Genomic DNA, 13,290 nt, shown 5'->3' on the forward strand with positions numbered 1-13,290 from the left:
GGGACCGGCATTGCGCCTCGAAGTCCCCTTTCCACTTCATTCGGCTTCAGAGAACGGGACCTGACGGAACCATGGGACACGGGAAGCTCCGGATCTACCCAGGTGCCGCACCGGGTGTGGGCAAGACCTACGCGATGCTCTCGGAGGCGCGCCGCCGGGCGGATCGGGGCACCGGCTGCGTGGTCGCCTTCGTGGAACACCACGAAGGCGACCACGCGCGGAAGTCGTGCTCCACGGTCTGGAACAGGTTCAGAGACGTGCGATGCGATACCGCTCCGGCGCCTTCACCGAGATGGAAGCCGATGCTGCCGTTCTGGAGCGCCGGCCATCAGTGGCCCGGGTGGACGAGCCGGCCCACACGGACGCGCCGGGCCGGCGGAACGCCAAGCGCCGGCAGGATGTGGAGGAGCTGCCCGAAGCCGGTGTCAACGTCAGCTCGACCGCCGATATCCAGCACCTGGAGTCACTCGGAGACGTCGTCGAGTCGATGACCGGCGTACGTCAGCGTGAGACCGTGCCCGACGAGGTGGTCCGCAGGGCCGATCAGATCGAACTGGTCGACATGTCTCCCCGGGCACTGCGCCGCCGCATGGCCCACGGCAACATCTACAAGCCCGACAAGCTCGACGCGGCCCTGTCCAACTACTTCCGCCCCGGCAACCTCACCGCCCTGCGCGAGCCGGCGCTCCTCCGGGTCGCCGGCCGTGTCGACGAATACCTCCAGCACTACCGCGGCGAACACGGCATCCGCACCACCTGGCAGGCCCGCGAACGCATCGTCGTCGGACCCACCGGCGGCCCCGAGGGCGCCACGCTCATCCGCCGGGCCGCGCGGCTCGCCGAAAAGGGAGCCGTCGGTGAAGTGCTCGCGGTGTACATCACCAGAAGCGATGATGTCTCACCTCCGCCTCGCCCAGGGGTCTCGCCGTCCAGCGCACTGTCGTCGACAACGCCGGCGGGACCACGACAGGCCGTCCGGCGGATTCGTCCTTCGGACACCACTTCCGAGTCGTTTCCTGCCCCCGTCGGAGCGCCGGCGCGGTCCTCCGAAACGGCTCTCGGCGCTTCCCTGACGTAGGAACCGGAGACCGATACGGACTCCTGACGGAAGTCAGGAAGCTGAGCGGTCCGCGCCCCGGCGGCTGTCGGCCACCACGCCCGTGGGCGGTCCGCCGGTTTCCCGGCTCCTGCTCTCACGACGCCTGCCCTGCGCAGCCTTGTGGAGCGTCGCGGTGGGCCGCCCCGTCGCATAGGTGACGTACTCCCGTTGCAGCCGGAATCCGGCGGTCCAGGCGAGGAGGCGACCGGGCCGGTCGTCACGTGAGCAGGAGAGCGTCGCGGTACGGCCTCGGGCATCGATGTCCTCGCACAGACCGGTCAGGCAGGCATGGGCCAGATGCTCCCACCTGCGGCCGGAGACCATGGCGCATGCGACGTGCTCGTACGCACTGCCGCGAAAGTACGTGCAGGCTACGGCGAAAATCCGGCCCCGCCGGATTGCGGCCAGCCGGATCCCGAAGCGGCGAGACCCGCCCGTCCGGCCCAACTGGCTTGGATCCAGGCCGTTTCGGGTCCGAGCGCGGCCAGAGCCCCGGCATCGGCGGGAACAAGCCGACGTACCGTCACACCGTGCATGGGACGCCGCGGCCGGGAAGACGCGAACACGAGGTGGGCGTACACCAACCGCTCCTCGGGCTCGATCGTTTCGAACGAGGCGCGCAGGACCGGGAGGAAGCGGGACGGCGCCTCCACACTGCTGTCGGCGAAGGGCGCGAGGGAGTCCTGGGCGAGCGCGTGGGGATCGCCGCGCAGGACCACCTGGCCGGCACAGCTCACGGCGACGACTTGTGGCTGGAGAACACTGTCCGCCCACCACCGGCCGACTCCGGTGCCGATGACGTGTTCGACGGGGGTGGCGGGACCCGCCGTCCCGGCGGGGAACGACCGGGACGGCGCGGAGTCGGCTCCGGGCTGAAGCTGGATCATGAGACCACCTGAATCTGATGCGGGCGCCCCTCACGGGCCGCGTGAAGGCGGCGCGCACTCCTCACGGGCCCGCGTGAGGCGGAGCGCACCTCTTCGCTTCGACGGGCGGAACGAGGGGGCGCGGCAGCCGCCGTTTCACAGCCCGATGTCGCGGCCGTTGATGTCGGCCAGGGATTCGCGGCGTATCAGGAGCCGCGCGCGGCCTTCGTGGACGGCGACCACCGGTGGGCGGCCGACCGCGTTGTAACTGGACGCCATGGAGAGGTGGTAGGCGCCGGCGACCGGAATGGCCACCAGGTCGCCCGGGTGGACGTCGCCCGGCATGAGCGCGTCCGCTGCGAGCACATCGCCCGCCTCGCAGTGCCGTCCGACCACGGTCGCCGAGCACGGCTCGGCCGTCGAGCGGCGGCCGATGAGCCGGGGTGCGTAGCGGGAACCGTACAGCGCGGGTCGCGGGTTGTCGCTCATTCCGCCGTCCACGGCCACGAAGAGACGGTCACCCGTCTTCTTTACCGCGAGCACCCGGTAGAGCGCGACACCCGCGGGCCCCACCACCGCGCGACCGGGCTCGACGGTCAGCCGGGGTGCCGGAATGCCGGCGGTGGCGCAGCTCGAGGCCAGTTCGCGGCGGATGCGTGCACCGAGGGACTCGATGTCGAGCGGAGTCTCCCCCGGCCGGTAGGCGACTCCGTGCCCGCCTCCGATGTCCAGCTCCGGCAGGACGATTCCGTGCTGTCGGCTGACCTGGGCGAGGAGCCCGACCATCCGTCGGAGCGCGGTCAGGTAGGGCTTGACCGTGCTGATCTGCGAACCGATGTGGCAGTGCAGTCCGACCAGTTCCAGGCGCGGTTGGTCGAGTATGCGGGCGATGGCGTGCTGGGCGCTCCCGTCGGTGAGGGGCAGCCCGAACTTCTGGTCGTCCGTGCCGGTACGGATCGCCGCGTGGCCGCCTGCGCTCACACCCGGGACCACGCGCGCCAGTACCTTCTGGCGGGCGCCGTCCGGGACGAGCGCGGAGAGCCGGGCGATCTCCCACGCGCTGTCGATGACGATCCTCCCGGCGCCCAGGCGCAGCGCCGCGCTCAGGTCGTCCGGGCTCTTGGCGTTGCCGTGCATCACGATGCGCTCGGGAGGGAAGCCGTTGGTGACGGCAAGCTCCAGCTCTCCTGCGGAGCAGACATCCAGCCCGAGGCCCTCCTCCCGCACCCAGTGCAGGAGGGCTCGGCACAGGAATGCCTTGGCCGCGTAGACGACGTCGGTGTCGGGGAAAGCCCGCACATAGCTGCGACAGCGGTCCCGTACCTCCCCTTCGTCCAGGAGGTAGACGGGGGTACCGAACCGCTCGGCCGCCTCGACGAGCGAAACGCCTCCCACCGCGACGTCGCCTCGGGATGCGAGGCGAGCCGAAGCGGGCCAGACGGACAGGCCTGCGGCGTTACCCGCCGCAACGGGGTCGTCGGCGTGCGACGTGGTCCGGGCCGACGCTCGGACCGCGGGTCCGGGCACTGTTGTGGTCATGGTGATCCCTCAGCCGGTCAGGAGATTGATGCAGGAGACAACGACTGCGCCGCGGTCGCGCGGAGCGGGCCGGCGAGGCGCGGATCCCTGGCCGCGAAGCGGGTGAGCCCGGCAGCGGATGCCGCAGTGGGCCCTGGGGCGGCGAGCAGCGGGTCGACGACGAGGTCGACGACTCCCAGAGGCGCGACGAGCGCGCGTACGGCCGGCTCGGAGAGCCGGATCCAGGTCTGCCGCCGTCCCAGGGCGTGGAGCAGCTGTAGCTCGTCGGTGAAGGCGACCGCAGTATGGATGCCGAGGGGAGTGCGGAAGAGACGGGCGCAGTAGCCCATGGGACCTCGGCGGACCGGGACGAACAATGCTCCGGCCCGGCTCGGTTGAAGGGGGTCCGGGTCCTCGGCGCATCGGTTGTCGTTCATGGCACTCCTCGTGGAGACGGGGATCCCCGGACCACTGGCGGCCGGGGTACACCGATCACGCTAAGCCCGCTCCCACCGGGTCGGCGGTGTCCGTTAGCGGACCCTTGACCCCGAACGCCCGACCTTTGACGCGCGATTGACGAGGCCCCTTCGCCCGGTCACACCCCCGGCGTGCCAAGCCGGGTCTGCCCCGCACCGCGTGGTTCGAGCGCACAGGCACGGTGCGGCCCTTCTCGCAGGGGGCCTGTCACGATGTGGGCCGGCTCCTGGACGGAGTGAATCCGGTCGGCGGTGAGCGGCGGGAGCCTGCGACGCGTCGCCAAGGCCCGGTGCGCCCTGTCTGTACCGCAGCAGGCGAGGCCGGGCGCTTCCCCACCGGGCGATCGCGCGCGGCACCGGCACCTCGGCGGACGGCCGTGGGGCGCGGGCTCGCCGATCAGAGACTTCCTGCCACACCGCGGCCGTGGACGGGATCGGCCGCGCAGGCGGTCGAACCGGTATCGCGCCCGGCTGAACGGACACCGATGACCCCGGCCGACGGCGTGTCCGTCCATGAGGTGTCCCGGCGGCCCGGACACCGCTCGATCAAGGTCACGTGGACCGGTACGGCCACCTCGCACGGGACGGTCAGGAGCGCTGCCGTCAGGTCGTCGAGGCGGCCGTAGGCCCCTACATGCTCAGGTCAGGCCGAGCGACCGCAGGACGCGGTGCTGAGCCGGTGTCGGGCTGACGGGCCAGTAGACGTAGCAGACCCCTCCCGTACCGCTTCTGACCTGCCCGTTCGCGTCGTAGCGCTTCGTGCGGAGCCAGATGTTCTCCCACTCACGCCGCTGGTAGACGCGGCGCACCGCGTCGTTGGACGGTGATGCGGGGTCATTGGCGATCACGTCGCCGTCGGCCGTGAAGCCGATGACCGTCATCAGGTGGCCTGACGTCCCGTAACCCGCGCCCGTCAGCTCGCCCTTGAGGAACGACTGTGACGTTATGACCGGGATGCCCGCTGCGATCAGCTGCTCGAGGTCGGTCAGCGATCCGAGCCGGGTGACCACGGCGCTCATGTCCTTGTACGTCGCGGCGTAGGCGGCGTTGAAGGGCCAGTTGCCGCAGCCTTCGTACTGGTAGTCGAAGGTGTAGCGGGCCGCGTGGCAGACCTGTGGGTCGGCGAGGCCCGGCTTGACCCAGGCCAGGTCCTCGGGGGTGGGCGTGCGACCCCAGTACTCGATGATCATCTGCGAGGAGGTGGGGCTGCACCAGGCCTCGCCCCCGTTGTCGTACTCCGGGTACTCCCCCACATGGACGTTCTGCGAGTAGCGGGGCACCGGCAGCTCGCGGGCGGCGCCGGGTGCGGTGGCGGGGACGGTGAAGCGGTCGGGGACGTCCGAGGCCATGGCGCCGACCCGGTGGACCGTGGGCGTGAGGCGGGTGCCGGGGGTCCGGTGGAGGGTGAGCCTCAGGCGGTAGGACACCAGCCGCAGCCCGCTCGCCGCGTCGTCCAGGGAGAAGGTGTCGGTCCAGACCGTGCTCCTGCCGTCGGTCTGGTCGTCCACCGAGGTACGGCGGATGTCATTGTCACCGGCGGCCCAGCGGCCCATCACGTACCAGGGAGTGTCCGTCCCGTCCGAGTAGTGGCCGCGCAGCTCGATCTGGATCCAGGTGCCCGGCGGGGTCCGGGCGTTCCAGGAGGCGATCACCTCGGTAGCGGGGACGGCCGAGCGGTGGACCGGGGAGGTCCAGGTCGCGTACTCCCAGGTGCTGGTCGTCCCGGTGTGCGGGTCGGTGTAGTCGGTACTGCCGGCGGGTGCGGAGATCACCAGGCCGGGCCGGCGGCCGGCGACCGCCCGGGCCCCGGCGGAGGTACCGCAGCGCCAGTCGGTGTACGTGGTCCAGAAATGGTTGTCCACGGGCGAGGCCGCGGGGGACGAGGAGGTGCGGGAGGGTGCGGCGCTCGCCGGGCCGGCGGAGGCCACGGCGCCCGCCCCGGCCGCTGCCGCGAGCGCGGCGGTGAGCACGGTCCTGCGTGAAGTCGGTCTGGTCATGGGCGAGACCCCCGGTCGATGAGCGGATTTGGGGCTACGGGTGCCGATCGTGCGCCAACTATCGCGGGTCTGTGCCGGGTCAGGCCAGTGATTCGGCCCGCGCCGCAGGAGCAATATTGGTCTGGTCCACTGATGTGACCTGCGCAGGGCCGGGATCGGGCCCACCGGGTCTCGTAGGCTGGAGGGATGAACGACCTGGCGGACCACGCGCGCCGGCTGCGCTCCTTGCCTCCGTCCTGCGGGCCGGTGCGGCTGATCGCGGTCGACGGCCACGCGGGGTCCGGCAAGAGCACCTTCGCCGGCCGTCTGGCCGCGGCGCTCGGCGACGCGCCCGTGCTGCACCTGGACGACCTGGCCACCCACGAGGAGCTCTTCGCCTGGACGGACAGGCTCATGGAACAGGTCCTGGAGCCGCTCTCCCGCGGCGAGACCGCGTACTACGCCCCGTACGACTGGACGGCCCGGCGCTTCGGGCCGCCGAGGACACTGGATCCGGCCCCCGTGATGCTGATCGAGGGCGTGGGGGCGGGCCGCACCGCGATGCGGCCCTTTCTCGCGGGCCTGTTGTGGATCGAGGGCGATCGCGAGGCGTCCTGGGAGCGGGGCAGAGACCGCGACGGCCCCGGACTCTCGGAGTTCTGGGACGGCTGGACCGCCGCGGAGCGGCGTCATTTCGCCGAGGACCCCTCGCTTCCCTTCACGGATGCGGTGATACGGCGGATGCGCACGGGGTACAGGTGGCTGAAAGGACCTCACCCGACTGCGGTGGCGAGCCAACTCATCACGGAAAGTGAAGGCTGAGCATCGCCATACCGCCGAGTGGAGAAAAGCCCCAAGGGCGTCCCAACTCCGCTTGACCGAGGGCCCGTACAGGTCTTACGTTCTCAATGTGCGGCTTTTCGGAGCCCCCATGGACGCGAAGCCCCCGGTTGTTCCCCCGTGACCGGGGGCTTCGTTCTGCCCTCCCGCCCCGGCAGGACCGGGCCCTCACTCACCCTGGGTCACCACCGCCGGAGCGCCGGTATCGCTCCTGACCGCTCACTCCCTGTGCAGGTACGATGCCTCTCGGGTGTGGTCAATTCCCGTCCTCGGCACGGTGATTAGGCGCGTCGCGCTGGGCATGCTGTGCGGGCGGGAAATTCTGGGGCACGGTTTGTGGGGGACCTGATGGACATCGGCACGCCGGGCATGCAGGCCCCGGCCGACCTTGCCTGGCTGCGCGGGGTGGACGCCTACACCATGGGCGCGTACCCGCAGGCCGAGGAGGAGTTCAGAACCGCGGTGCGCTTCGACCCGGGCATGGCGGACGGCTGGCTGGGCCTGCACGCACTGCGGATCGACACCACCACGGCGCTGTTGCGCATGTACCGCCACCGCGAGCGCTTCGGCGAACAGCGCACCCGGCATCGCCGGACGCTCAACTCGTGGTACTGGCTGGGCTGGTGGGTGCAGCCGGTGCTGGAGAGCCCGCGCGATCTGCTCCTTGCCCACGCCTCCCACTGGCTGGACGGCCGCCATGTGCCGGAGCTGGACCGGGCGCTGGCGGGTCTGCCACCGGTCGACGCCGATCCCCAGGTGCGCTTCCTGCACGCCTGCCGCTCCTATCTGGTCAAGGACTGGGAGCAGCTCGTACGCTCCACCGAGCAGCTCATCGACGACCCGCTGCTCGGCATCGAGGCAGGGCTCTTCGGCGGCATGGCGCGGGTGCGCCTGGAGATGTACGGGCAGGCTGAGCCCCTGCTGTCCGCCGCGCTGATGCGATGTCGCAGCGAGCAGCCGCAGCGCAAGGAGCTCCGCTACTGGCTGGCGCGCGCCCACGAGGGTACCGGCCGCAGTGCTGCGGCTCTCCCCCTGTACCGGGCGGTGCACCGCGTGGACCCGGCCTTCATGGACACCTCGGCCAGACTCGCGGCTATCTCCGAGGGGGACGGCTACGACGAGGCCGCGGACCTCGCCGCGGTCTCACTGGCCGGCGTCGGCTCTGACGGCACGGGTGTGGAGGGCCTGACGGACGGGGACCTGGCGCTCGGCACCGACCTGGTGGACGGCCGTGAGCCCAGGCCGGGCGGCGACCCGCAGACCCTGCCCGGTGCCGTGGCACCACCGGCGGTGCCCGTCGCCGGCGAGGCTCGGACGAAGCCCGGTGCGGCGAAGGCCGCCGTCTTCCCGGCGGGGCCGAGCGACCCGGTGATGCTTGCGGCGGCCTTGGCGGAGCTCGAGCGCATGGTCGGACTCGAACCCGTGAAACGCCAGGTCAAGGCCCTGTCCGCACAGCTGAACATGGCGCGTCTGCGCGCGGATCAGGGGCTGCCGGTGCAGCCGCCGAAGCGCCACTTCGTCTTCTCAGGTCCGTCCGGAACGGGCAAGACGACGGTCGCCCGCATCCTGGGCCGGGTGTTCTACGCGCTCGGGCTTCTCGGCGGCGACCATCTGGTGGAAGCCCAACGCTCGGACCTGGTGGGCGAGTTCCTCGGGCAGACCGCGGTGAAGGCCAACGAGCTGATCGATTCGGCACTCGGCGGGGTGCTGTTCGTGGACGAGGCGTACAGCCTCTCCAACTCGGGTTACAGCAAGGGCGACGCGTACGGCGACGAGGCCCTGCAGGTGCTTCTGAAGCGGGCCGAGGACAACAGGGACCACCTGGTCGTCATCCTCGCCGGCTATCCCGAGGGCATGGACCGGCTGCTCTCCACCAACCCCGGGCTCTCCTCACGCTTCACCACGCGCGTCGACTTCCCGAGCTACCGTCCCCTCGAACTCACCGCGATCGGCGGGGTGCTGGCCGCCGAGAACGGCGATGTCTGGGACGAGGAGTCCCACGACGAGCTGCGCAGCATCAGCGGCCACGTGGTCGACCAGGGCTGGATCGACGAGCTGGGCAACGGCCGGTTCCTGCGCACCCTGTACGAGAAGAGCTGCGCCTACCGCGATCTGCGGCTGTCCGGTTACGCCGTCGCGCCGACCCGGGACGATCTGGCCACCCTGCGGCTGCCGGATCTGATGCAGGCGTACGGCGAGGTGCTGTCGGGACGGGGTCCGGCGGACCGGGGGAAGCAGGGACCCGGAGCCCTGTGAGACGCCCGTCGGGCGGCCCCGGCAGGGCCGCCCGACGGCTGAGGAGATCACCCCGAGGGGGAACACTCACCCCGAGGTGAACACCCGGAGGAGATCACCCCAGGGGCGCCATCGCCTTCGGCGCCTCCACGGTGCGGCGGGGCACGGAGACCCGGTGGGCGGGGTCGCGGACCTCGCCCACGAGCATCTCCAGGACGTCCTCCATCGCGACCAGGCCGAGCACCTTGCCCGACCCGTCGGCGACCTGGGCGAGGTGGGTCGCGGCGCGGCGCATGACCGTCAGTGCGTCGTCCAGAGGGAGTTCGGCCCGTACGGTCGCCATCGGGCGCCAGATCTGCTGCGGGACGGCCCGGTCGCCGTCCTCCAGCTCCAGGACGTCCTTGACGTGCAGATAACCCATGAACGGGCCGCCGCCCTCCGCGCAGACGGGAAAGCGCGAATATCCGGTCCTCACGGTCAGCTCCTCCACGCGTCGCGGGGTGACCGAGGGGTCCACCGTCACCAGGGACGCCCGGTCCAGCAGCACATCGGTGACGGGCCGGCTGCCCAGCTCGAGGGCGTCCCCGAGGCGTTCCTGCGCCTCGGGTTCCAGGAGTCCGGCCAGTCCCGCGTCCTCCACGAGCCGGTTGAGCTGCTCGCTGGTGAAGACGGCCTCGACCTCGTCCTTCGGCTCGACCTTGAAGAGCCGCAGCACGAATGTGGCGCAGGCGCCCAGCGCGGAGGTCACGGGCCGGCAGAGCCTGGCGAAACCGACCAGGCCGGGGCTGAGCCACATCGCGGTCTTCTCGGGGGCGGCCATGGCCAGGTTCTTCGGGACCATCTCGCCGATGACGAGGTGGAGGAAGACCACGGAGACGAGCGCCACCGCGAAACCGAGCGGGTGGACGAGCCCTTCGGGCACGTGCGCCGCGTGGAAGACCGGCTCCAGGAGGTGCGCGACGGTCGGTTCCGCGACGGCTCCGAGCGTGAGGGAGCAGATGGTGATGCCGAACTGCGCGGCGGCCATCATCTGCGGCAGGTTCTCCAGGCCGTACAGGACCTGTCTGGCCCGGCTCGACCCCTCCGCCGCGAGGGGTTCGACCTGACTGCGCCGTACGGAGACGAGCGCGAACTCGGCTCCGACGAAGAAGCCGTTCGCCAGCACGAGGAGTCCGGCGAACACCAGCTGTACGAGGCTCATCGCACGGCCTCCAGCAGGTCCTGGGTGAGTCGTTCCGGCTGTTCCGCCGGAGGTGCGGGCAGGTCCGTCAGACGGACGAAGCGGACCTGCTCGGCCCGGTAGTGGCCGACCTGGCGGACGGAGATCCGCCAGCCCGGCAGTTCCGCCCGGTCACCGGGGGCGGGGATGCGCCCCAGCAGATCGGCGACCAGACCGGCCACGGTCTCGTAGGGCCCTTCGGGTACGTCGAGGCCTATCCGCCGCAGGGCCAGGACCCGGGTGCTGCCTTCCACGTCCCAGCCGGCCCGTCCGTCGTCGGCGACGACCGGCGCCAGCTCGGGACGGTCGGCGCCCTCCGCGTCGTGCTCGTCGCGGACCTCGCCGACGAGCTCCTCGATGATGTCCTCGAGCGTGACGACACCGGCGGTGCCGCCGTACTCGTCGACCACGACGGCTATCGGCTGCTCGCTGCGCAGCCGCTGGAGCAGTTGTTCGACGGGCAGGGTCTCCGGCACCAGGAGGGGCGCTACGGCGATCCGGCTCACCGGGGTGCGCAGCCGGTCCTCGGAGGGGACTCCCAGGGCGTTCTTGAGGTGGACCATGCCGACGACCTCGTCGATGCGGTCCCGGTAGACGGGGAAGCGCGAGAGGCCGGTGGCACGCGTGAGGTTGAGGACGTCCGCAGCCGTCGCCGACGCCTGCAGCGCGCTGACCTTCACCCGCGGGGTCATGACGTGCTGTGCGGTGAGACCGGCGAGGGAAAGGGTCCGCACGAAGAGATCGGCGGTGTCCTGCTCCAGGGTGCCGGCCTCGGCGGAGTGCCGGGCCAGGGAGACGAGTTCGCCCGGCGTCCTGGCGGAGGCGAGCTCAGCCGTCGGTTCTACGCCCAGCAGCCTGACCAGCCGGTTGGCCACGGCGTTCAGGCCGGTGATCACCGGCCGCAGGAGGGCGGAGAAGCGGTGCTGGGGCCCGGCGACGAACCGGGCGACCTGGAGCGGCCGGGAGACCGCCCAGTTCTTCGGCACGAGCTCGCCGATCACCATCTGGACGGCGGAGGCGAACAGCATGCCGATCACCACGCTCACCCCGGGAACGGCCCCGTGGGGCAGTCCGGCGGCGGTGAGGGGTCCGGCGAGCAACTGGGCGAGCGCCGGTTCGGCGAGCATTCCGACCACCAGCGAGGTGATGGTGATGCCGAGCTGGGTGCCGGAGAGCTGGAAGGAGAGTTCGCGCAGGGCGGCGACGACGGTACGGGCCCGGCGGTCGCCTTCGGCGGCGGCGCGTTCGGCGTCCGGCCGTTCCACCGTGACGAGCCCGAATTCGGCTGCCACGAAGAACCCGTTGGCGAGGATGAGAAGGAATGCCGCGAGAAGCAGCAACAGGGGGGTGGTCATGCCGCCGCCTCCGGGGAGAGGGCGGCGCAGGTACTACCGGACGATCCGTCCATTGCTGGAGGGAGTCACTCCTTGGGTCGCAGGAATATGCCCCGCGGGCCTCGAAGGCCTTCTGGTGCGGGGCGGGGCGCACCGGGTGCGCCACCGCTCCCAGAATAATCGGGATCGGGCCGGACGGGGCAGAGGGCTCAGCCGTTCTCCGTGGCCTCGTTCACTCCGCTGCCGTGGAATTCGGCGAGAGCGCGCAGTGTGCGGGCGTCGCTGATGGCCCGCTGTCTGGCGAGTCCGGGCTGGATGCCGAGCGCGGGCATGCTCGTTCCGTCACTGAGGTCGAGGAAGACCCACGGGTCACCGGCACGCAGGTTCACACGAAGGATCTCGGCCCAGGCAAGTCGGCGGGTACGTGTGATGTTGACGACCGTGACCCCGGTCTCGTCGGCGGTGATGCGGGGCCTGCTGAGCAGGGCGAGTACGCCGAAGAAGAGCAGGGCGACGAAGACGAAGCTGGTCCGCTCCCCCGGGCCGAGGTTCTCCAGTATCACCGCGACAGCGGTGATGACGACGAACGTCGCCGCCCCCACGGCCAGCAGGACCACTCGGGTGAGGGTGGGCCTGAAGGTGGCCGGGAGTGCGGGGAGTTCGGTCGGCCGGGGCGCGGGGGCGGACATGGCGGCGCTGTCGTCCTTAGGTGTGCTCGTGGACCGGCTGTCGGAGGCGGCGGGTGTGGACGGCCCGTCGGAGGCGGCGGGCGCGGACGGCCCGTCGGAGGCGGCGGGCGCGGACGGCCCGTCGGAGGGGGCGGGCGTGGACGGCCGTCAGAGGCGGCAGGCGTGGATGGCGGTCGTGAGGATGGCTCGCGCACCCAGCTCGTACAGGTCGTCCATGATCCGCTGGGCCTCCTTGGCGGCGACCATGGAGCGGACGGCGACCCAGCCCTCGTGGTGCAGCGGGGAGATGGTCGGCGACTCCAGGCCCGGGGTGAGCGCGACGGCGCGCTCCAGGTGCTCGACCCGGCAGTCGTAGTCCATCATCACGTAGCTGCGGGCCACCAGGACGCCCTGCAGGCGGCGCAGGAACTGCTGCACCTTGGGGTCCTCCGCGTCGGCGCCCTTGCGGCGGATCACGACGGCTTCGGAGGACATGATCGGCTCGCCGATGACCTCGAGTCCGGCGTTGCGCAGGCTGGTGCCGGTCTCGACGACGTCCGCGATGATCTGCGCGACCCCGAGCTCGATGGCGGTCTCGACCGCGCCGTCGAGGTGGACGACGGAGGCGTCGACGCCTTCCTCGGCGAGGTGCCTGGCCACGATCCCCTCGTAGGACGTGGCGATCGTCATGCCGTCGAAGTCCTTGGGGCCGGTGGCCGTGCCGGGCTTGGTGGCGTAGCGGAAGGTGGAGCGCGCGAAGCCGAGCTGGAGGATCTCCTCGGCCTCGGCCCCGGAGTCCAGCAGCAGGTCACGGCCGGTGATACCGATGTCGAGCCGGCCGGAACTGACGTAGATCGCGATGTCGCGCGGCCTCAGGTAGAAGAACTCGACCTCGTTCGTGGGGTCGACGAGGACCAGTTCCTTCGACTCCTTGCGCTGCCGGTAGCCGGCCTCATGGAGCATCGCCATCGCAGGCCCGGAGATTGCACCCTTGTTGGGGACGGCGATGCGCAGCATGAGGTCAGGTTTCCTTTGTGCGGAGGGAGTTCCGGGCGTACG

At 71.0% G+C, this 13,290-nt stretch carries 11 protein-coding genes and 1 pseudogene; 3 read left to right on the forward strand and 9 right to left on the reverse strand.

Features of this window, described 5'->3' with window-relative positions; genetic code table 11:
* Positions 1 to 71: 71 nt before the first annotated feature.
* A pseudogene (locus HED23_RS21335) lies at positions 72 to 963 on the forward strand (histidine kinase); the annotation flags it as partial.
* Positions 964 to 1,111: 148 nt separating this feature from the next.
* Here the strand turns inward: HED23_RS21335 and HED23_RS21340 are convergent.
* From HED23_RS21340 to HED23_RS21360, 5 genes are all read right to left on the reverse strand, one after another.
* Positions 1,112 to 1,423: a hypothetical protein gene (locus HED23_RS21340; protein ID WP_203187780.1), complete on the reverse strand. Its 312-nt coding sequence runs from the start codon at positions 1,421 to 1,423 to the stop codon at positions 1,112 to 1,114.
* 47 nt (positions 1,424 to 1,470) lie between these two features.
* A complete protein-coding gene (locus HED23_RS21345) occupies positions 1,471 to 1,986 on the reverse strand; it encodes a hypothetical protein (protein WP_203184988.1) in 516 nt (171 codons plus the stop codon).
* A 135-nt stretch (positions 1,987 to 2,121) separates the two neighbouring features.
* On the reverse strand, positions 2,122 to 3,504 hold the full coding sequence (gene lysA, locus HED23_RS21350; protein WP_203184989.1) for a diaminopimelate decarboxylase: 1,383 nt from the start codon (positions 3,502 to 3,504) through the stop codon (positions 2,122 to 2,124).
* Between the two features lie 17 nt (positions 3,505 to 3,521).
* Complete coding sequence (locus tag HED23_RS21355; protein WP_203184990.1) at positions 3,522 to 3,920, reverse strand: SAV_915 family protein; 399 nt, start codon at positions 3,918 to 3,920, stop codon at positions 3,522 to 3,524.
* 677 nt (positions 3,921 to 4,597) lie between these two features.
* On the reverse strand, positions 4,598 to 5,956 hold the full coding sequence (locus tag HED23_RS21360) for a peptidase C39 family protein (protein ID WP_203184991.1): 1,359 nt from the start codon (positions 5,954 to 5,956) through the stop codon (positions 4,598 to 4,600).
* 186 nt (positions 5,957 to 6,142) lie between these two features.
* Here HED23_RS21360 and HED23_RS21365 point away from each other — a divergent pair, with 186 nt between their 5' ends.
* Both HED23_RS21365 and HED23_RS21370 read left to right on the forward strand, forming a co-directional pair.
* The gene (locus HED23_RS21365; protein ID WP_203184992.1) at positions 6,143 to 6,757 is read left to right on the forward strand and encodes a uridine kinase family protein; all 615 of its coding nucleotides are present in this window, start codon (positions 6,143 to 6,145) and stop codon (positions 6,755 to 6,757) included.
* 366 nt (positions 6,758 to 7,123) lie between these two features.
* Complete coding sequence (locus tag HED23_RS21370; protein ID WP_203184993.1) at positions 7,124 to 9,031, forward strand: AAA family ATPase; 1,908 nt, start codon at positions 7,124 to 7,126, stop codon at positions 9,029 to 9,031.
* A 94-nt stretch (positions 9,032 to 9,125) separates the two neighbouring features.
* Here the strand turns inward: HED23_RS21370 and HED23_RS21375 are convergent, their stop codons facing one another.
* From HED23_RS21375 to hisG, 4 genes are all read right to left on the reverse strand, one after another.
* Positions 9,126 to 10,211: a hemolysin family protein gene (locus tag HED23_RS21375; RefSeq protein WP_203184994.1), complete on the reverse strand. Its 1,086-nt coding sequence runs from the start codon at positions 10,209 to 10,211 to the stop codon at positions 9,126 to 9,128.
* On the reverse strand, positions 10,208 to 11,584 hold the full coding sequence (locus tag HED23_RS21380) for a hemolysin family protein (RefSeq protein WP_203184995.1): 1,377 nt from the start codon (positions 11,582 to 11,584) through the stop codon (positions 10,208 to 10,210). The genes HED23_RS21375 and HED23_RS21380 overlap by 4 nt, the downstream gene beginning before the upstream one ends.
* A 188-nt stretch (positions 11,585 to 11,772) precedes the next feature.
* Positions 11,773 to 12,252 carry a PH domain-containing protein gene (locus HED23_RS21385; protein ID WP_203184996.1) on the reverse strand — a complete coding sequence of 160 codons (480 nt, stop codon included), beginning with the start codon at positions 12,250 to 12,252 and terminating at the stop codon, positions 11,773 to 11,775.
* A 147-nt stretch (positions 12,253 to 12,399) separates the two neighbouring features.
* Positions 12,400 to 13,248: an ATP phosphoribosyltransferase gene (hisG, locus tag HED23_RS21390; protein WP_203184997.1), complete on the reverse strand. Its 849-nt coding sequence runs from the start codon at positions 13,246 to 13,248 to the stop codon at positions 12,400 to 12,402.
* Between the last annotated feature and the right edge of the window lie 42 nt (positions 13,249 to 13,290).

This window comes from Streptomyces pratensis (genome assembly GCF_016804005.1).
GTDB lineage: Bacteria > Actinomycetota > Actinomycetes > Streptomycetales > Streptomycetaceae > Streptomyces > Streptomyces pratensis_A.

What these genes read in the sequence shown, in the direction of transcription:
- HED23_RS21355 (WP_203184990.1), bottom strand. Translation starts at nt 3,920, where the DNA reads ATGAACGACAACCGATGCGCCGAGGACCCGGACCCCCTTCAACCGAGC.
- HED23_RS21375 (WP_203184994.1), bottom strand. Translation starts at nt 10,211, where the DNA reads ATGAGCCTCGTACAGCTGGTGTTCGCCGGACTCCTCGTGCTGGCGAAC.
- HED23_RS21360 (WP_203184991.1), bottom strand. Translation starts at nt 5,956, where the DNA reads ATGACCAGACCGACTTCACGCAGGACCGTGCTCACCGCCGCGCTCGCG.
- HED23_RS21365 (WP_203184992.1), top strand. Translation starts at nt 6,143, where the DNA reads ATGAACGACCTGGCGGACCACGCGCGCCGGCTGCGCTCCTTGCCTCCG.
- HED23_RS21380 (WP_203184995.1), bottom strand. Translation starts at nt 11,584, where the DNA reads ATGACCACCCCCCTGTTGCTGCTTCTCGCGGCATTCCTTCTCATCCTC.
- HED23_RS21370 (WP_203184993.1), top strand. Translation starts at nt 7,124, where the DNA reads ATGGACATCGGCACGCCGGGCATGCAGGCCCCGGCCGACCTTGCCTGG.
- HED23_RS21340 (WP_203187780.1), bottom strand. Translation starts at nt 1,423, where the DNA reads ATGGTCTCCGGCCGCAGGTGGGAGCATCTGGCCCATGCCTGCCTGACC.
- HED23_RS21345 (WP_203184988.1), bottom strand. Translation starts at nt 1,986, where the DNA reads ATGATCCAGCTTCAGCCCGGAGCCGACTCCGCGCCGTCCCGGTCGTTC.
- lysA (WP_203184989.1), bottom strand. Translation starts at nt 3,504, where the DNA reads ATGACCACAACAGTGCCCGGACCCGCGGTCCGAGCGTCGGCCCGGACC.
- HED23_RS21385 (WP_203184996.1), bottom strand. Translation starts at nt 12,252, where the DNA reads ATGTCCGCCCCCGCGCCCCGGCCGACCGAACTCCCCGCACTCCCGGCC.
- hisG (WP_203184997.1), bottom strand. Translation starts at nt 13,248, where the DNA reads ATGCTGCGCATCGCCGTCCCCAACAAGGGTGCAATCTCCGGGCCTGCG.